General features: G+C 54.7%; 15 protein-coding genes and 6 tRNA genes. 1 reads left to right on the plus strand and 20 read right to left on the minus strand.

Features of this window, described 5'->3' with window-relative positions; genetic code table 11:
* Positions 1–54: 54 nt before the first annotated feature.
* The 10 genes from rihA to miaB form a co-directional block, all read right to left on the minus strand.
* The gene (gene rihA, locus L463_RS12345) at positions 55–996 is read right to left on the minus strand and encodes a pyrimidine-specific ribonucleoside hydrolase RihA (protein WP_023296115.1); all 942 of its coding nucleotides are present in this window, start codon (positions 994–996) and stop codon (positions 55–57) included.
* Positions 997–1,115: 119 nt separating this feature from the next.
* On the minus strand, positions 1,116–1,841 hold the full coding sequence (locus L463_RS12340; protein ID WP_017382465.1) for an amino acid ABC transporter ATP-binding protein: 726 nt from the start codon (positions 1,839–1,841) through the stop codon (positions 1,116–1,118).
* The gene (gene gltK, locus L463_RS12335) at positions 1,841–2,515 is read right to left on the minus strand and encodes a glutamate/aspartate ABC transporter permease GltK (protein ID WP_015571134.1); all 675 of its coding nucleotides are present in this window, start codon (positions 2,513–2,515) and stop codon (positions 1,841–1,843) included. Before gltK ends, L463_RS12340 begins: the two co-directional genes overlap by 1 nt.
* On the minus strand, positions 2,516–3,256 hold the full coding sequence (gene gltJ, locus L463_RS12330) for a glutamate/aspartate ABC transporter permease GltJ (protein ID WP_015571133.1): 741 nt from the start codon (positions 3,254–3,256) through the stop codon (positions 2,516–2,518).
* A gap of 155 nt (positions 3,257–3,411) precedes the next feature.
* Positions 3,412–4,317: an amino acid ABC transporter substrate-binding protein gene (locus L463_RS12325; RefSeq protein ID WP_023296116.1), complete on the minus strand. Its 906-nt coding sequence runs from the start codon at positions 4,315–4,317 to the stop codon at positions 3,412–3,414.
* A gap of 380 nt (positions 4,318–4,697) precedes the next feature.
* Positions 4,698–6,236, minus strand: a complete 1,539-nt coding sequence (gene lnt / locus L463_RS12320; RefSeq protein WP_023296117.1) for an apolipoprotein N-acyltransferase — start codon at positions 6,234–6,236, stop codon at positions 4,698–4,700.
* Positions 6,237–6,241: 5 nt separating this feature from the next.
* Positions 6,242–7,120: a CNNM family magnesium/cobalt transport protein CorC gene (gene corC, locus L463_RS12315; protein ID WP_003858679.1), complete on the minus strand. Its 879-nt coding sequence runs from the start codon at positions 7,118–7,120 to the stop codon at positions 6,242–6,244.
* Between the two features lie 84 nt (positions 7,121–7,204).
* Positions 7,205–7,672 carry an rRNA maturation RNase YbeY gene (ybeY, locus tag L463_RS12310; protein WP_023296118.1) on the minus strand — a complete coding sequence of 156 codons (468 nt, stop codon included), beginning with the start codon at positions 7,670–7,672 and terminating at the stop codon, positions 7,205–7,207.
* A complete protein-coding gene (locus L463_RS12305) occupies positions 7,669–8,715 on the minus strand; it encodes a PhoH family protein (RefSeq protein ID WP_003858674.1) in 1,047 nt (348 codons plus the stop codon). Before L463_RS12305 ends, ybeY begins: the two co-directional genes overlap by 4 nt.
* 163 nt (positions 8,716–8,878) lie before the next feature.
* The gene (gene miaB / locus L463_RS12300; protein WP_015571130.1) at positions 8,879–10,303 is read right to left on the minus strand and encodes a tRNA (N6-isopentenyl adenosine(37)-C2)-methylthiotransferase MiaB; all 1,425 of its coding nucleotides are present in this window, start codon (positions 10,301–10,303) and stop codon (positions 8,879–8,881) included.
* A 135-nt stretch (positions 10,304–10,438) separates the two neighbouring features.
* On the opposite strand from miaB, the gene ubiF reads away from it, so the two are divergent.
* Complete coding sequence (gene ubiF / locus L463_RS12295) at positions 10,439–11,614, plus strand: 3-demethoxyubiquinol 3-hydroxylase (protein ID WP_003858670.1); 1,176 nt, start codon at positions 10,439–10,441, stop codon at positions 11,612–11,614.
* A gap of 108 nt (positions 11,615–11,722) precedes the next feature.
* On the opposite strand, the gene L463_RS12290 is transcribed toward ubiF, so the two are convergent.
* From L463_RS12290 to nagA, 10 genes are all read right to left on the minus strand, one after another.
* A tRNA-Gln gene (locus tag L463_RS12290) sits at positions 11,723–11,797 on the minus strand.
* Between the two features lie 34 nt (positions 11,798–11,831).
* Positions 11,832–11,906: transfer RNA gene (locus tag L463_RS12285), tRNA-Gln, on the minus strand.
* Between the two features lie 41 nt (positions 11,907–11,947).
* Positions 11,948–12,024, minus strand: a tRNA-Met gene (locus tag L463_RS12280).
* A 17-nt stretch (positions 12,025–12,041) separates the two neighbouring features.
* A tRNA-Gln gene (locus tag L463_RS12275) sits at positions 12,042–12,116 on the minus strand.
* Positions 12,117–12,139: 23 nt separating this feature from the next.
* Positions 12,140–12,224: transfer RNA gene (locus tag L463_RS12270), tRNA-Leu, on the minus strand.
* An 8-nt stretch (positions 12,225–12,232) separates the two neighbouring features.
* A tRNA-Met gene (locus L463_RS12265) sits at positions 12,233–12,309 on the minus strand.
* 225 nt (positions 12,310–12,534) lie between these two features.
* A complete protein-coding gene (gene asnB, locus L463_RS12260) occupies positions 12,535–14,199 on the minus strand; it encodes an asparagine synthase B (RefSeq protein ID WP_015571128.1) in 1,665 nt (554 codons plus the stop codon).
* 250 nt (positions 14,200–14,449) lie between these two features.
* On the minus strand, positions 14,450–15,202 hold the full coding sequence (gene nagD, locus L463_RS12255) for a ribonucleotide monophosphatase NagD (protein WP_003858667.1): 753 nt from the start codon (positions 15,200–15,202) through the stop codon (positions 14,450–14,452).
* 45 nt (positions 15,203–15,247) lie between these two features.
* On the minus strand, positions 15,248–16,468 hold the full coding sequence (locus L463_RS12250; RefSeq protein WP_006809613.1) for a DNA-binding transcriptional regulator NagC: 1,221 nt from the start codon (positions 16,466–16,468) through the stop codon (positions 15,248–15,250).
* Between the two features lie 8 nt (positions 16,469–16,476).
* Positions 16,477–17,625 (minus strand): N-acetylglucosamine-6-phosphate deacetylase, encoded by a 1,149-nt coding sequence (gene nagA, locus L463_RS12245; protein ID WP_032102591.1) that lies wholly within the window; start codon positions 17,623–17,625, stop codon positions 16,477–16,479.
* Positions 17,626–17,679: the final 54 nt, after the last annotated feature.

The raw sequence follows: 17,679 nt of genomic DNA on the forward strand, positions 1-17,679 counted from the left end.
AAAAGCAAAACTGTTTGCACCCTCTCCCTGTGGGAGAGGGGCGGGGTGAGGGCATCAGGCCGCAGAATAATAAGGCAGCCGCTCCGCCAGCAAATCCACAAACGCTTCCCGATCGATATCCACCATTACCGTGGTATTCGGCTTGTTTCCCGTCAGCGAGTAATAGTCCACCACCGTCATTCCCTGGGTATATTTCCCCTGTGTTTCCACACCAACCCAACGCTCGACCGTGGTAAACATTTCCGGCTTCAGCAGCCAGGCGATGGTGCATGGGTCATGCAGCGGGGCGCCGTGGAAGCCCCACTTCTCGGCTTTGTGATACTCCATAAAGAAGTCGAGCAGCTCGGCCACGGTCGTTGCAACCGGGTTGCCCACGGCGCGGAAGCGTTCAATATCGTCTGTCATAATCTGTGCCCGATGCGTCACGTCCAGCCCCGCCATCACAATCGGCAGGCCCGACTGGAAGACGATTTCCGCGGCTTCCGGGTCAACGAAGATGTTGAACTCTGCTGCTGGCGTCCAGTTCCCCAGCCCCATTGCCCCGCCCATGATGACGATACGGGCGATGTTGCTGTGCAGTTCAGGATGGCTGTTCAGCAGCAGCGCAACGTTGGTCTGCGGGCCGGTCGCCACCAGCGTCACGGGCTCTGCGCTCTCACGCAGCACCTTCGCCATGAGCTCGACGGCAGTGCAGTTTTGCGGTGCGAAATTCGGCTCCGGTAGCGCCGGGCCATCCAGCCCACTCTCACCGTGAACATTATCCGCAATGATCAGCTCGCGCATCAGTGGCTTAACGGCGCCACCTGCGACCGGAATATCGGTGCGTTTCAGCAGCGTCAACATGCGCAACACGTTTCGCAAGGTTTTATCCGGCGTCTGGTTCCCGGCGGAGGAGGTGACAGCTTTTACGTCCAGTTCAGGGGAAGCAAGAGCAAGGACGAGTGCGATCGCGTCATCATGACCCGGATCGCAGTCGAGAATAATTGGCTGTGCCATAGCGTTCTCCATTCTCAGCATTATTTGTGACAAGGTTAACGCTGCGATGTGACGCCGAATAGAAAAAGAGATCTAAAGCGTGAAGCAGTGCGCAATCCGCAGATTGCGCACTAAAAAGATTAATGCAGGATTTTGGCGAGGAAGTCTTTTGCACGTTCAGATTTAGGATTTGCGAAGAACTCTTCTTTTGGTGAGTCTTCAACAATTTTCCCTTCATCCATGAAGATCACGCGGTTGGCCACTTTACGGGCGAAGCCCATTTCGTGCGTCACCACCATCATGGTCATCCCTTCGTGCGCCAGCTCCACCATGACGTCCAGCACTTCGTTGATCATCTCAGGGTCGAGCGCGGACGTCGGCTCATCAAACAGCATTGCCACCGGATCCATGCACAGCGCACGCGCGATTGCCACACGCTGCTGTTGGCCGCCCGAAAGCTGGGCCGGGAACTTATTCGCATGCGCAGACAGCCCGACGCGTTCCAGCAGCTTCAGCCCCTTTTCGCGCGCCGCTTTTTTGTCGCGCTTCAGCACTTTGACCTGCGCCAGCGTCAGGTTCTCAATGATGGACAGGTGAGGGAACAGCTCAAAATGCTGGAACACCATCCCTACGTGAGAGCGAAGCTGGGCAAGGTTGGTTTTGCGGTCATTTACTTTGGTACCGTTAACGACAATCTCGCCCTGCTGGACAGGTTCCAGCCCATTAACGGTTTTGATAAGCGTCGACTTACCGGAACCGGACGGGCCGCATACCACCACCACATCGCCTTTTTTCACTTCCGTTGAGCAGTCGGTCAGCACCTGAAAGTGCCCATACCATTTAGAAACATTTTTCAGGGAAATCATTATACCGTCCTTTTCTTCAGCCAGCTGACCAACAGCGATGCGCTTAAACTAATCACAAAATAGACCCCGCCCGCGAAGAGGATCATCTCAACCTGCGTTCCGTCACGTTCGCCAATGGTGGAGGCGGTACGGAAGAAGTCTGCCAGACTCAGCACGTAGACCAGGGAGGTATCCTGGAACAGGACGATGCCCTGCGTCAGCAGCAGCGGAACCATGGCGCGAAACGCCTGCGGCAAAATAATGAGCTTCATGGACTGCCAGTGCGTCATACCGAGCGCCAGCGCAGCGCTGGACTGCCCGCGTGAGATACTCTGAATACCTGCGCGGATGATCTCTGAGTAGTAGGCGGCTTCAAACATGGAAAACGCCACCATGGCAGAGATCAGGCGGATATCGGTCTTTGGCGACAGTCCCAGTACGTTCTGTAAAAAGCCGGGAACAATCAGATAAAACCACAGCAGCACCATGACCAGTGGAATGGAGCGGAATACGTTAACGTAGGCCGTGGCAAACCAGGCGAGCGGCTTAAAGCTCGACAGGCGCATCACTGCCAGCAGGGTGCCCCAGATAATACCGACGATAATGGCGATAACGGTGATCTTTAAGGTGATTGCCAGTCCATCCAGCAGATAGGGCATGGAGGGAACAATGGAACTCCAGTCAAAATCGTACATTTATTTGCCCCCCAGATTGCCCGGCAGGCGTACTTTGCGTTCAACCAAGTTCATCACCAGCATGATGAAAGCGTTAATCAGAACATAGGCGAGCGTGATCGCCGTGAAGGATTCCCAGGCGTGAGCGGAGTAATCCAGCAGTTTGCCCGCCTGTGCCGCCATATCCACCAGACCGATGGTTGAGGCGATAGCCGAGTTTTTTACCAGGTTCATCATCTCGGACGTCATCGGCGGAACGATGACGCGGTAAGCGTTAGGCAGCAGTACGTAACGGTAGGCCTGGGGCAGAGTCAGGCCCATTGCCAGTGCCGCATTCTTTTGCCCGCGCGGCAGTGACTGTATGGCGGCACGTACCTGCTCGCAGACGCGCGCAGCGGTGAACAGCCCCAGACACAGCATAGAGGAGACAAAAAATTGTACGTTAGGATCCAGCTCGGCCTTAAACCACATGCCGAGATCTTCCGGCAGCAGTTCCGGGATCACCAGATACCAGGTAAAGAACTGCACGATCAGCGGAACGTTACGGAACAGTTCCACATAGAGCGTGCCAATCGAAGAGAGAAAACGGTTAGGGACGGTACGCAGAATACCGAACAGCGAACCGACAAGAAACGCGATAATCCACGCCGTTATCGATAACGCAACGGTAACCTGAAAGCCGCTCCACAGCCAGCCGAGATAGGTGGTGTTGCCGAACGGGGCTTGTTGCAGAAAGATGCCCCAGTTCCAGTCAATTGACATAGTAAACTCCAGAAAAAAAAGGGTAGCAGCGCTACCCTCGAAGATTGGTGAGAAGCTCAATTCTTGCGCTGAGTGGGGAACGACCACTCAACGTATAGTCTGTCCATGCTTCCCGACAATCGAGAGGGCAGGAGATCCCGCCCCTGTCGTTCTAATTAGTTAAGAGCTTTGTCGTTTGGTGATTTGAACAGCGCTTTCATGTCGTCAGACAGTTCAAAGTTCATGTTCAGGTTTTTTGGTGGAATTGGGTTCTTGAACCATTTGTCGAACCATTTTGCCGCTTCGCCGGAGGTTTGCGCCTGAGCGATGGTGTCATCGATCAGTTTCTTGAAGTCCTCGTCACCTTTACGCAGCATACAGCCGTAGGCTTCTTTCGACTGGGCGGTACCGACGATTTCCCAGTTGTCTGGTTTCTTCGCTTTCGCGCGTTCGCCCGCCAGCAGGGCGTCATCCATCATAAACGCGACAGCACGGCCGCTTTCCAGGGTACGGAAGGAGTCGCCATGGTCTTTCGCGCTGATGATGCGCATGTCCATTTTCTTCTCGTCGTTCAGCTTGTGCAGCAGCACTTCGGACGTGGTACCGGAGGTCACGACAACCGCTTTGCCTTTCAGGTCAGCAAAATCTTTGATGTCGCCGCCTTTCTTCGTCAGCAGGCGGGTGCCCACAACGAAGATGGTGTCCGAGAAAGCGGCCTGTTTCTGACGCTCAAGGTTGTTGGTGGTTGAGCCACATTCAAAATCAAATGTGCCGTTTTGCAGCAGAGGAATACGGTTTTGTGAAGTGATGGGGATCAGCTTCACTTGCAGGTCAGGTTTGTTCAGCTTTTTCTTCACGGCTTCAACGATGGCGTTGGAGTAATCCTGTGAATAGCCCACGACTTTTTGCGTGTTGTCGTAGTAAGAGAACGGGACAGAAGATTCACGGTGGCCGACCACGATCACGCCGTTTTTGGCAATCTTGTCGAGAGTGCTTCCTGCTGCCGGAGCGTCTTCAGCGTGGACAACCCCCGCAGATATTCCCATAACCAGCATTGCTGTGGCCAGTTTACGTAATTGCATACCCAACTCCTTTCTTATCAGCGCCAGTGACGCATAGATACCCATTGTGATGTTGTTATATCTCTCGCAATGCGAGTGCAGTGTTATGCAAGCTTGTTAACATTTAGTCTGGCTTAATGTAAAGATTTTGCTGCGTTATTGTTTATTTTTGCGAAGCGCGCCGCACCATTCAGAGGCAATAATCCCTCGTTGCACCGTTTCGGTGCTACCGATGATCTACGCTGGTGCGACAAGGTTGCACGTTAAGCCAGACAGCGTTTGCGTGAATAAACAAAGCAACAGGCGTGCCAGAATTGAAGTTTGGGAGGAAAATGTCGGGTGGCGGCGCTGGAGAGTAGGCCGGGTAAGGCGTAGCCGCCACCCGGCAACAGAAGGTAAGGTTATTTACGACGCTGACGCAGGCTCATCAGTACTGCGCCTAAGCCGAACAGCAAGGTCAAAATCCACAGCGGCCAGTTCCCGGTGCGCGCGTAAGGCGTAAGCCCGGTAGTTGGCGTGACGTTAGTAGTCAGCACCTCACGGGTAAACTGCGGGATCATGGCCTGGATTTCACCTTGCGGACCAATCACGGCGGTAATGCCGTTATTGGTGCTGCGCAGCAACGGACGTGCCAGCTCCAGAGAACGCATTCGCGCCATCTGGAAGTGCTGCCACGGGCCAATCGATTTACCGAACCACGCATCGTTTGAGATGGTCAGCAGATAGTCGGTGTCCGGGCGGAAATTATCGCGCACCTGCTCGCCGAGGATAATCTCGTAGCAAATGGCGGCCGTCAGGGCAAAACCGTGCGCATGCAGCTGCGGCTGAACGTAAGGGCCCCGGCTGAATGAGGACATCGGCAAATCAAAGAACGGTGCCAGTGGGCGCAGAATAGACTCCAGCGGAACAAATTCGCCAAACGGTACAAGGTGGTTTTTGTTGTAGCGATTGGTGGAGGTATAGCTATATTCGCTGTCCTTACCGAGCGTAATGATCGTGTTGTACGTGTCATAGCGGTTCTGCTGATTGAGACGCGCATCCACAATTCCGGTGATCAGCGTACTGCCGCGCGCGCGCAGCAGATCGTCCATCATCTTCAGGAAGGGCTGCTGATTGATCTCCAGGTCCGGGATCGCAGACTCAGGCCAGATGATGAGCTGCGATTTGCCCATCACCTTTTCAGTGGCGTTGGCGTAGATTTTCAGCGTGTTCAGCAGCTGATTCTCATCCCATTTCAGGGACTGCGGGATATCGCCCTGTACCAGAGAAACCTGCGTGGCGCGCGCGGGCTCCAGCGTAAACCACTGGATATAACGCAGCGGGAAGGGCAAGGCAAACAGGATCAACGCGGCAACCAGCGGCTTCCAGTTACGAGTCACCAGGGCCAGCACCAGCAGGCCGCTGACGATCATCAACAGGAAATTGATGGCTTCCACGCCCATGACCGGGGCCAGGCCTTTCAGCGGGCCGTCTACCTGGCTATAGCCGAACTGCAACCACGGGAAGCCGGTCAGTACCCAGCCGCGCAGAAATTCGGTGATTTGCCAGACAACGGGTGCCGCTATCGCCACGCGCAGCCAGGTCGTTTTTGGCCACAGGCGAGACAAGATGCCCGCGAACAGGCCGGTGTAGAGCGAGAGATAGGCGGCGAGCAGCACAACCAGGAAGACGTTAACCGGCCCCGGCATTCCGCCAAATTGCGCGATACTGACGTAGACCCAGTTGATACCAGAGCCAAACAGCCCCAGCCCCCAGAAGTAGCCAATGGCCGCGGCCTGTACCGGACGGCGGTTCAGGGTAAGACCCTGTAGCCCCATCAGGGAGAGAATAGCGGCTGGCCAGATATCGTAAGGAGAAAAAGCCAGCGTACCGCTGGCTCCGAGTAACAGCGCCAGCAGCAAACGGACGCGCTGGCGTTCAAAGAGTGGGGCAAATGCCATTTACATTAATCTTCCAGTTTTGGCACCGGTGAGTCGTCCGGCATTCTGACGTGAACCTGAATAATACGTCGGCTGTCAGCCATTGCGACCTTGAACTGGTAACCATCGATGTCAACGGTTTCACCGCGGGCCGGAAGATGGCCGAAGGCCTGCATCACCAGACCACCAATGGTGTCCACTTCTTCATCGCTGAAGCTGGTGCCAAAGGTATCGTTGAAGTCTTCAATGGAGGCCAGCGCGCGCACGGTCCAGGTGTGGCGGCTCAGCTGACGGAAGTCGATATCCTCTTCTTCGTCATACTCATCTTCGATTTCGCCCACGATCAGCTCAAGGATGTCTTCGATTGTGACCAGACCGGAAACGCCACCAAATTCATCAATAACAATCGCCATGTGATAGCGCTGGGAGCGAAACTCCTTCAGCATCCGATCCACACGTTTACTTTCCGGCACAACCACGGCCGGGCGTAACACCTTTTCCATACTGAAGGCTTCGGCATCGCTGCGCATAAACGGCAGCAGATCTTTCGCCATCAAAATCCCTTCAATGTGATCTTTGTCTTCGCTGATGACCGGGAAACGTGAGTGAGCCGATTCGATAATCACATCGAGGCACTCGTCCAGCGTCTGGTTGCGTTTCAGGGTAATCATCTGCGAGCGGGGGATCATGATGTCGCGGACGCGCTGGTCGGCGATGTCCATCACCCCTTCGAGCATTTCGCGCGTATCTTCGTCGATAAGGTCGTTCTGCCCGGAATCACGAATCAGCTCCAGCAGTTCATCACGGTTTTTCGGTTCGCCGTGGAAAAGCTGGTTCAGAATGAGGGAGAAAAATCCCTTTTTAGTGGTTGTCGTGTCGCTACTGTGTGAATTGTCGTCGCTCATGGCGTTTGTTAAGGGTTCTCTTGTTAGTTCAATGTTAACCGCCGCGCTATGTCCCTGCGCGGCGGCATGGTAGTCAGTGACTGACTATTCTTTCTCGGCAATGTACGGATCCTCATAGCCCAGAGCAAGCATTATCTCTGTCTCGAGGGATTCCATCTCTTCCGCTTCGTCATCTTCAATATGGTCGTAACCCAGAAGATGCAGGCTACCGTGCACCACCATGTGTGCCCAGTGCGCTTCCAGCGGCTTTTGCTGCTCTTTGGCTTCCTGCTCAACCACCTGACGGCAGATGATCAGATCGCCCAGCAGCGGCATCTCAATGCCCGGAGGGGCTTCGAACGGGAAAGAGAGCACGTTGGTCGGCTTATCTTTCCCGCGGTAGGTCAGGTTGAGCTCATGGCTTTCTGCTTCATCCACCAGGCGAATCGTGACCTCTGATTCTTCCTGAAACTGGGGGATAACGGCATCCAGCCATTTCTGAAACTGTGCCTCTTCTGGCATGTCGGAATTATCTTCACAGGCCAGCTGTAAATCGAGGATCACCTGACTCATTTCTGTTCATGCTCCTGCGCTTCGCGCTTACGTTCTGCGGCCAGTTCGGCCCTGCGCTTCTGATCTGCCTCTTCCCAGGCCTCATAAGCGTTAACGATACGCGCGACGACCGGATGGCGTACCACGTCTTCACTGTGGAAGAAGTTAAAGCTGATTTCCTCTACCTCGGCCAGGACTTCGATGGCGTGACGCAGACCCGATTTGGTGTTACGCGGCAGGTCAATCTGGGTGACGTCACCGGTGATAACCGCTTTCGAGTTAAAGCCAATACGCGTCAGGAACATCTTCATCTGTTCGATGGTGGTGTTCTGGCTCTCATCCAGAATGATGAACGCGTCGTTAAGCGTACGGCCACGCATGTAGGCCAGCGGAGCAACTTCAATCACGTTACGCTCGATGAGCTTTTCAACTTTCTCGAAGCCGAGCATTTCGAACAGCGCGTCATACAGCGGACGCAGGTAGGGATCTACTTTCTGACTCAAATCACCCGGCAAGAAGCCCAGTTTTTCACCGGCTTCAACAGCAGGGCGGGTCAGCAGGATACGGCGGATCTCCTGACGCTCGAGCGCATCAACCGCAGCGGCAACCGCCAGATAGGTTTTACCCGTACCCGCCGGGCCTACACCGAAGGTGATGTCGTGGTCGAGAATGTTGGCGATGTACTGCGCCTGGTTCGGGGTACGAGGCTTAATCACGCCGCGTTTAGTTTTGATGTTGATGGCTTTGCCATAGTCCGGCACGCTCTCCGCGCTCTGCTCAAGCACGCGCGCCTCTTTAATGGCCAGGTGGATCTGTTCAGGTTCAATATCCTGGATCTCACCGCGCATCGGGGCGGTATCAACATACAGGCTGCGGAGAATATCCGCCGCGGCGTTGACGCAGATTGGGCGTCCGGTGAGTTTGAAATGGTTATCGCGACGATTGATTTCGATACCCAGACGTCGCTCAAGTTGTTTGATGTTGTCATCAAACGGCCCGCACAGGCTCAGCAGGCGAGCGTTGTCTGCTGGCTCAAGGCTAATTTCACGCGTATCTATGTTCAAACTGTTCCTCTTTGAGTAGTTAACTGACTCGCCGCCACACGGCGTAATAAAACGGTCATTACCGAAATTATTCACGCCACACAATAAAGGCGCAAGCGTTGCGGTAGATATTGGGGGTGATGAGAGGAAATACAAGGCCTGCCGGACAGGCAGGCCAGAAGGATCAAGGCTGGTAAATACCCACGCCAGAGTCGTTGACTTTGCGGGTGCGAGAGATAACGGATTCCGGAGTCTGTGCAATTCGCAGACCCATTTCGTCCTCAGTGCGTACCACCTTCCCGCGCAGCGAGTTCGTGAGTACTTCGACAATTTCGACGTCCACAAACTTACCGATCATGTCCGGGGTGCCTTCAAAATTCACCACGCGGTTATTTTCGGTTCGACCAGACAGTTCCATGACGCTCTTACGGGAGGTGCCTTCCACCAGAATACGCTGGACAGTACCGAGCATACGACGACTCCAGGCGTTGGCCTGCTGGTTGATACGCTCCTGTAGAATATACAGACGCTGCTTTTTCTCTTCTTCCGGCACATCGTCAACCATATCGGCCGCAGGGGTGCCCGGGCGCGCAGAGAAGATAAAGCTGTAGCTGACGTCGAAATTCACCTCGCCGATGAGCTTCATGGTGCGCTCAAAGTCATCAGCGGTTTCGCCAGGGAAGCCGACGATAAAGTCGGAGCTAATCTGGATATCCGGGCGCGCTTCACGCAGCTTGCGGATGGTGGACTTATACTCGAGCACCGTATGTGGACGACCCATCAGGTTCAGCACGCGATCAGAACCGCACTGGATCGGCAGGTGCAGGAAGCTCACCAGCTCTGGCGTATCGCGATAGACGTCAATAATGTCGTCGGTAAATTCCATCGGATGGCTGGTGGTAAAGCGAATGCGGTCGATGCCGTCAATCGCCGCCACCAGACGTAGCAGTTCAGCAAAGCTGCCGGTGGTACCGTCGTAGTTTTCCCCGCGCCAGGCGTTCACGTTCTGACCCAGCAGGTTCACTTCACGAACGCCCTGCGCGGCAAGCTGCGCGATTTCAAACAGGATATCGTCTGCCGGGCGGCTCACTTCTTCACCGCGGGTGTAAGGCACCACGCAGTAAGTACAGTATTTGTTGCAGCCTTCCATGATGGAGACGAAGGCGGTCGGGCCATCAGCGCGCGGCTCTGGCAGACGGTCAAATTTCTCGATCTCCGGGAAGCTCACGTCAACCACCGGGCTACGGCTGCCGCGAACCTGATTAATCATCTCTGGCAGGCGGTGCAGGGTCTGAGGGCCAAAAACGATATCCACATAGGGGGCTCTCTGGCGGATCAGCTTACCTTCCTGCGATGCGACGCAGCCACCCACGCCAATAATCAGGTCCGGATTTTTCCGTTTGAGAAGCTTCCAGCGGCCTAACACATGAAAAACTTTTTCCTGTGCTTTTTCACGAATTGAACAGGTGTTCAGCAGCAGCACATCGGCTTCTTTCGCATTTTCAGTCAGCTGGTATCCGTGGGTGGTATCCAGCAGATCGGCCATCTTCGATGAATCGTATTCGTTCATCTGACAGCCCCAGGTTTTTATATGGAGTTTTTTAGTCATCGACTTGCTCAGCTCAGGATTGCAAGCCGCGTATTGTAATGCTTTGGTGCGGTTGTGACCAGTATGAAGGTTGTCAACCTCAGGGCCGCAAAAATCCGGTAAACTTAAGGTATTCTCCAATAAGGAATAGTGACCATGACACTCCTGAACACCGAAGTTGCCGTTGTTGGCGGCGGTATGGTCGGCGGCGCACTGGCGCTGGGGCTGGCGCAGCAGGGATTTGACGTAACCGTTATTGAACAGGCGGCTCCGCCGGCATTCGATCCTGCCAGCCAACCGGACGTGCGTATTTCCGCCATCAGCGCGGCCTCTGTTGATCTGCTTCGCGGGCTGGGCGTCTGGGAGGCGGTGCTGGCGATGCGCGCGCACCCATACAGCCGTCTTGAAACCTGGGAGTGGGAAAATGCTCACGTGTCGTTTGATGCCGCCGAGCTGAAACTGCCGCGCCTGGGCTATATGGTGGAAAACAACGTGCTCCAGCAGGCACTCTGGCAGGCGCTAGAGGCGCACCCGAAGGTGACGCTGCGCGTTCCGGACTCGCTGAAAGGCCTGCATCGTCATGAGGGCGGGTATCTCCTGACGCTGGACAACGACGATGAGCTGGCCGTGAAGCTGGTGGTGGGGGCGGATGGCGCGAACTCGCAGGTCAGGCAGATGGCAGGCATTGGGATCCATGCCTGGCAGTACCAGCAGTCCTGCATGCTGATCACCGTTCAGTCAGAAAACGCGCCGGGCGAAAGCACCTGGCAGCATTTTACGCCGAACGGCCCGCATGCATTCTTACCGCTGTTTGATAACTGGGCCTCGCTGGTGTGGTACGACAAACCGGCGCGCATTCGACAGTTGCAGGGGCTGTCCATGGATCAGTTGCAGCGCGAAATTCGCCAGCACTTCCCGAGTCGTCTGGGTAACGTGACCCCGGTTGCCGCCGGCGCATTCCCGCTGATGCGACGCCATGCGTTACAGTATGCCCGTGAAGGACTGGTGCTGGTGGGAGATGCGGCGCACACCATTCATCCGCTGGCGGGGCAGGGGGTGAATCTGGGATACCGTGACGTCGATGCGTTACTGGATGTGCTGGGTAACGCTCGCGCCCACGCGGAAGCCTGGGCCAGCCATCAGGTACTGAAGCGCTACCAGACGCGCCGTATGGCGGATAACTTCATTATGCAGTCGGGGATGGATCTGTTCTATGCCGGGTTCAGCAATGATGTTGGTCCGGTGCGTATAGTGCGCAATATTGGATTGATGGCGGCGGAGCGTGCCGGTGGGCTGAAGCGTCAGGCCCTGAAATACGCCCTCGGACTCTGATCTTTATTCCCTCTCCCCGTGGGAGAGGGTTAGGGTGAGGGCATCAGGCCGCACTATTCTGAACAACAAAAACAAAAAAGCCCGCAGAGCGGGCTTGTTTGTTTTAAGTGGCTGGGGTGCAGGGATTCGAACCCCGGAATGCTGGTATCAGAAACCAGAGCCTTACCGCTTGGCGACACCCCAATTGCGTTAAACAAACTGCTTAACGACTTTAAAGTGGCTGGGGTACGAGGATTCGAACCTCGGAATGCCGGAATCAGAATCCGGTGCCTTACCGCTTGGCGATACCCCAACAATGTTCAGTTTACCGAATCGTATTCGATAACATAAATATGGTGGCTACGACGGGATTCGAACCTGTGACCCCATCATTATGAGTGATGTGCTCTAACCAACTGAGCTACGTAGCCAGTACTGCAATCTTCGATGGCTGGGGTACCTGGATTCGAACCAGGGAATGCCGGTATCAAAAACCGGTGCCTTACCGCTTGGCGATACCCCATCCGTGCAACGCTTACCTGGGAATGGTGCGGGAGGCGAGACTTGAACTCGCACACCTTGCGGCGCCAGAACCTAAATCTGGTGCGTCTACCAATTTCGCCACTCCCGCAAAAAAGATGGTGGCTACGACGGGATTCGAACCTGTGACCCCATCATTATGAGTGATGTGCTCTAACCAACTGAGCTACGTAGCCATCTTTTTTTCGCGTTACCTTATCGGCGTTGCGGGGCGCATTATGCGTATAGACCCTTGCAGCGTCAACACCTTTTTCAATGAAAATAGCCGGAATGTGACTGTTTGGTTAGGTTGCGAACAGCGAGGCCGAATATTCGACAATTATTGGTTATTAATCGATTTTATGCGGAGAAAAGAGAGGCAAAAAAATCAGGCCCCGGAGGGCCTGATGATACTCTGAACATTATTTATAGGCAGACTGGTGAACGCCCACCGCGCGTCCTGACGGATCGTTCATCGCTTTGAATGATTCATCCCATTCAATGGCTTTAGCAGAAGAGCAGGCGACCGATGGGCCACCCGGTACGCACTCTGCTGCGCTTGGAACCGGGAACAGCTCCTCAAAGATCTCACGGTACAAATACGCTTCTTTCGAGGCTGGCGTGTTGTACGGGAAACGGAAGCTCGCAGTTTCCAGTTGTTGATCAGAAACCTGTTTCGCCGCCACCTCTTTCAGGGTGTCGATCCAGCTGTAACCCACGCCATCCGAGAACTGCTCTTTCTGACGCCACGCCACGCTCGCCGGCAGGTAGGATTCAAAACATTCACGCAGGATATGTTTCTCCATTTTGCCGTTGCCGCACATTTTGTCCTGCGGGTTGATGCGCATCGCCACATCAAGGAATTTCTTATCGAGGAACGGCACGCGGGCTTCCACACCCCAGGCGGACATCGCTTTGTTGGCGCGCGCGCAGTCAAACATGTGCAGCGCCTGTAGCTTACGCACCGTTTCTTCATGCAGCTCTTTGGCGTTTGGCGCTTTGTGGAAATAGAGGTAACCGCCAAACACTTCGTCAGAACCCTCGCCGGAGAGCACCATCTTGATGCCCATCGCTTTGATCTTCCGCGACATCAAATACATCGGCGTGGAGGCGCGAATGGTGGTCACATCATAGGTTTCAATGTGATAGATCACATCGCGGATCGCATCCAGACCTTCCTGTACGGTGAAGTGAATTTCATGGTGCACCGTGCCGAGATGATTTGCCACTTCCTGGGCGGCTTTCAGGTCAGGTGCCCCTTCCAGACCCACGGCAAAGGAGTGCAGCTGCGGCCACCAGGCTTCAGAGCGCTCCTGATCTTCCACGCGACGTGCGGCGAATTTCTTGGTGATCGCGGAGATCACGGAGGAGTCCAGACCGCCGGAGAGCAGTACGCCGTAAGGTACGTCTGACATCAGGTGGCTTTTCACTGACTCTTCCAGGGCCTGACGCAGTTCGGCTTTGTCCGTCACGTTGTCTTTCACCGCCTCATAATCAAACCAGTCGCGCTGGTAGTACGGGCGGATCTCGCCGTCTTTACTCCACAGGTAGCTACCTGCCGGGAACTCTTTGATGGTGCGGCACACCGGTACCAGGGCTTTCATCTCTGAGGCAACGTAGAAGTTGCCGTGCTCATCGTGTCCCATGTACAGCGGGATAATACCGATATGGTCGCGGCCAATCAGGTAAGCGTCTTTTTCGCTGTCGTACAGCGCGAAGGCGAACATACCTTGCAGATCGTCGAGGAACTCCGGGCCTTTCTCCTGATACAGCGCCAGGATCACTTCGCAGTCTGAGCCGGTCTGAAACGCGTAGCGATCGCCGTACTCGGCGCGCAGCGCCTGATGGTTGTAAATTTCACCGTTAACAGCCAGCGCGTGCGTTTTTTTCTCATTATACAGCGGCTGTGCGCCAGCGTTGACATCAACAATGGAGAGACGTTCGTGAGCCAGAATCGCTTTATCGCTGGCGTATACGCCTGACCAGTCCGGACCGCGATGGCGCATCAGGCGGGACAATTCGAGTGCTTTTTTACGCAGTTCGCCCGCGTCAGTTTTAATATCCAGTACGCCAAAAATAGAACACATAACCTTCTCCGTTAACCCTGTTGCGTTGTGATGTTGCTTGCTTATGAAAATGCCGCAAAAGGGGGAGGGGGCGCAAGCGTTTTACCGATGAAAACGTAAAAAGTGCAATGGCGATTGCCGAATCTTAAAAAAAGAGTATGTCTTAAGCAATTCTATTGATGATTTCTCAATGAAGGGCTGATTTCGTTAGATGAAGTGATGTTTTCAGACGGCAGAAATGAAAAACCACGCCCTTAGGCGTGGTTCTGAATCAAATAACGTCGATTTCGTCGACAGAAGGGTAAATCCAGCTTGGCCGGAACGGCATCGTATCAATGTCATCAAGCTGTGAAACGCCAGAAAGCACCAGGATGGTTTCAAGCCCCGCCTGGAAGCCAGCCAGAATATCGGTACGCAGGTTGTCGCCCACAATGACAGTTTCTTCTGAGTGTGCCTGCATCGTATTCAGTGCGGCGCGGATGATCCACGGGCTCGGTTTACCGACAACAAACGGCTTACGACCCGAGATTTTTTCGATACCGGCGCAAAGCGCACCGCAGGCGGGATAAAAACCACGACCGTGCGTGTCCGGGTTGGTGGCGATAAAACGCGCACCGTTGGCGACAAAGTAGGCTGCCTTATGCATCATCTCCCAGTTAAAGGAGCGCGTTTCGCCCACGATGACAAAGTCCGGGTTCACGTCGGTGATGGTGAAGCCCGCTTTATACAGCTCGTGGATCAGCGCACCTTCACCAACGACATAGGCTTTTTTGCCTTCCTGACGCTTCAGGAAATCCGCGGTCGCCATCGCAGAGGTATAGAACACGCTGTCCGGGACGTTGACGCCTGCGGTAGCAAAGCGGTTTGCCAGATCCTGACCAGTCTGTGAAGGGTAGTTCGTGAGAAGAACCAGTGGCATTCCTTTGTCGATGATGCGGTGAAGAAACTCCGCAGCACCCGGCACGGCAACGTTGTCGTGCATCAGCACGCCGTCGATATCACAAATTACATTCTTAATGGTCATGGACAATCCGACATCAAAAAAAGAAGGCGTTACTATAAGGTCCGATCAGGATTCCAGCAAATGTTGCAGCAGGATCCCGTTGAGCATGGCACGTTTTACCAGGGCGAATGCGCCAATTGCCGAGCGGTGATCGAGCGTAGATCGCACCACCGGCAAATTCTGGCGAAATGCCTTCAGCGCCTGGGTATTGATGCAGCCTTCAATGGCGGGCAGTAACACTTTTTCGGCTTCAACGATCTCGCCGGCAATCACCACTTTCTGCGGATTAAACAGGTTGATGGCAATGGCGATGGTCTTACCCAGGTGGCGTCCTACCTGTTCGATCACTTCGCAGGCCAGCGCATCGCCTTTGTTTGCCGCTTTGCAGATGGCGCCGATCTTACAATCGTCCAGCGTGACGCGGCTCTGGTAACCCTGCTCCAGCAGATGGCGAACGCGATGTTCAATGGCGGCATTGGCGGCAACGGTTTCAAGACAGCCAAAGTTACCGCAGTGGCAGCGCTCGCCAAGCGGTTCCACCTGGATATGACCAATCTCGCCTACGTTACCGTTACGGCCAATAAAAATACGGCCATTCGAGATGATGCCCGCACCTGTACCACGGTGAACGCGCACCAGAATAGAGTCTTCGCAGTCCTGGCTCGCACCAAAGTAGTGCTCCGCCAGCGCCAGCGAGCGAATATCGTGACCAACAAAGCAGGTCAGCTTGAAGCGCTTTTCCAGCGCCTCAACCAGCCCCCAGTTCTCTACCTTAATATGCGGCATGTAGCGAATAACGCCGCTTTCCGGGTCAACCAGGCCGGGCAAAATCACCGAGATGGCGATGAGTTCACGGATCTTGCGCTGACAGCTTTCGATGAAATGCGCAATGGTATTCAGCAACGCGTGTTCAAGCGTCTCCTGCGTGCGCTCAGGAAGGGGGTAGTGTTCTTCGGCAATGGCCTTGCTGCTCAGATCGTAGAGCGTAAGCGTGGTGTCATGACGTCCTAAGCGAACGCCAATGGCCTGAAAATTGCGGGTTTCCGTGACGATGGAAATCGCGCGGCGGCCCCCGGTGGAGGCCTGCTGATCGACTTCTTTGATCAGGCCGCGCTCAATAAGCTGACGTGTAATTTTTGTCACGCTGGCGGGAGCAAGCTGGCTTTGTTCGGCTATCTGAATGCGTGAGATTGGCCCGTGCTGGTCAATCAGGCGATAAACCGCCGCGCTGTTAAGTTGTTTAACGAGATCGACATTACCGATTTGAGCTTGTCCGCCTGGTGTCATACTTTTACTTACTCAGTGACGACCTCGTTACCATTAACGATGGTCTTAATAATTTTATAATCGTGTGTGAACGCCGTCAGGTTTGCAACCATACCTGGCGCAATACCGCCGAGCTGTTTATCGACGCCAATGGCGCGCGCCGGATAAAGCGTGGCCATGCGCAGCACTTCCTCAAGCGCGATGCCGCAATGTTCAACGAGGTTACGTACCCCTTCGATCATCGTCAGAGAAGAACCGCTCAGCGTGCCGTTCTCATCAACACACAGTCCATTCCGGTAGTATATTGTTTTACCAGCAAAAATGAACTGCTCAATATTCGCTCCTGCCGGAGCGGTAGCATCCGTTACCAGGCAGAGCTTGTCGCCTTTCAGACGCTTGGCGTTGCGGATGTTGGTGTAATCGACATGCAAGCCGTCGGCGATAATGCCGCAGTAGACGTCTGGTTCATCCAGAATGGCGCCAACCAGTCCCGGTTCGCGGCCAGTAATATAGGGCATCGCGTTATAAAGGTGTGTGGCAAACGTAATGCCTGCGCGGAAACCGGCCTTCGCCTCTTTCAGCGTCGCGTTCGAATGGCCCGCAGACACCACAATCCCGGCGGCGGCCAGTTTGCTGATGACCTCCGTGCCGGTCATTTCCGGGGCCAGCGTTACTTTGGCGATCACATCGGCATTGGCGCACATGTAATCCACCAGCTCGGCATCCGGTTTGCGCACGTAGTTTGGGTTATGGGTGCCTTTCTTGACCATGTTCAGCCAGGGTCCTTCCAGGTGCAGGCCCAGCGCCTGATTCGGATGTTTTGTCAGGTATTCGCGCATGACGCGGATACCCTGTTTCATCAGGTCATCGCTGCTGGTGATCAGCGTTGGCAGATAGCTGGTGCAGCCCGATTTCTCGTTGGCTTTTTGCATGATTTCCAGCGTTTCAACCGATACCGCCTCTGCGGTATCGTTAAACTGGACACCGCCGCAGCCGTTGAGCTGTACGTCGATGAAACCGGGGGAGATTACTGCTCCATTGAGGGAACGCTGTTCGATCTCCGGCGGCAGTTCCGCCAGCGGGCAAACACGTTCAATCAGGCCATTAGCGATTACAATCGCATGGTCATCCAGAATTTCATGGCCGGTATAAATCCGACCGTGGGTTAAAGCGTACATATCGACCCCCGGTTAAAAAAAGCGACCGCCCCGGATATAAAGAGGCGGTTATTC

Source organism: Enterobacter sp. BIDMC 27, assembly GCF_000534415.1.
Taxonomy (GTDB): Bacteria; Pseudomonadota; Gammaproteobacteria; order Enterobacterales; family Enterobacteriaceae; genus Enterobacter; species Enterobacter hormaechei_C.

What these genes read in the sequence shown, in the direction of transcription:
- miaB (WP_015571130.1), bottom strand. Translation starts at nt 10,303, where the DNA reads ATGACTAAAAAACTCCATATAAAAACCTGGGGCTGTCAGATGAACGAA.
- ubiF (WP_003858670.1), top strand. Translation starts at nt 10,439, where the DNA reads ATGACACTCCTGAACACCGAAGTTGCCGTTGTTGGCGGCGGTATGGTC.
- ybeY (WP_023296118.1), bottom strand. Translation starts at nt 7,672, where the DNA reads ATGAGTCAGGTGATCCTCGATTTACAGCTGGCCTGTGAAGATAATTCC.
- gltK (WP_015571134.1), bottom strand. Translation starts at nt 2,515, where the DNA reads ATGTACGATTTTGACTGGAGTTCCATTGTTCCCTCCATGCCCTATCTG.
- L463_RS12340 (WP_017382465.1), bottom strand. Translation starts at nt 1,841, where the DNA reads ATGATTTCCCTGAAAAATGTTTCTAAATGGTATGGGCACTTTCAGGTG.
- nagD (WP_003858667.1), bottom strand. Translation starts at nt 15,202, where the DNA reads ATGACCATTAAGAATGTAATTTGTGATATCGACGGCGTGCTGATGCAC.
- L463_RS12250 (WP_006809613.1), bottom strand. Translation starts at nt 16,468, where the DNA reads ATGACACCAGGCGGACAAGCTCAAATCGGTAATGTCGATCTCGTTAAA.
- asnB (WP_015571128.1), bottom strand. Translation starts at nt 14,199, where the DNA reads ATGTGTTCTATTTTTGGCGTACTGGATATTAAAACTGACGCGGGCGAA.
- rihA (WP_023296115.1), bottom strand. Translation starts at nt 996, where the DNA reads ATGGCACAGCCAATTATTCTCGACTGCGATCCGGGTCATGATGACGCG.
- gltJ (WP_015571133.1), bottom strand. Translation starts at nt 3,256, where the DNA reads ATGTCAATTGACTGGAACTGGGGCATCTTTCTGCAACAAGCCCCGTTC.
- L463_RS12325 (WP_023296116.1), bottom strand. Translation starts at nt 4,317, where the DNA reads ATGCAATTACGTAAACTGGCCACAGCAATGCTGGTTATGGGAATATCT.
- lnt (WP_023296117.1), bottom strand. Translation starts at nt 6,236, where the DNA reads ATGGCATTTGCCCCACTCTTTGAACGCCAGCGCGTCCGTTTGCTGCTG.
- corC (WP_003858679.1), bottom strand. Translation starts at nt 7,120, where the DNA reads ATGAGCGACGACAATTCACACAGTAGCGACACGACAACCACTAAAAAG.
- nagA (WP_032102591.1), bottom strand. Translation starts at nt 17,625, where the DNA reads ATGTACGCTTTAACCCACGGTCGGATTTATACCGGCCATGAAATTCTG.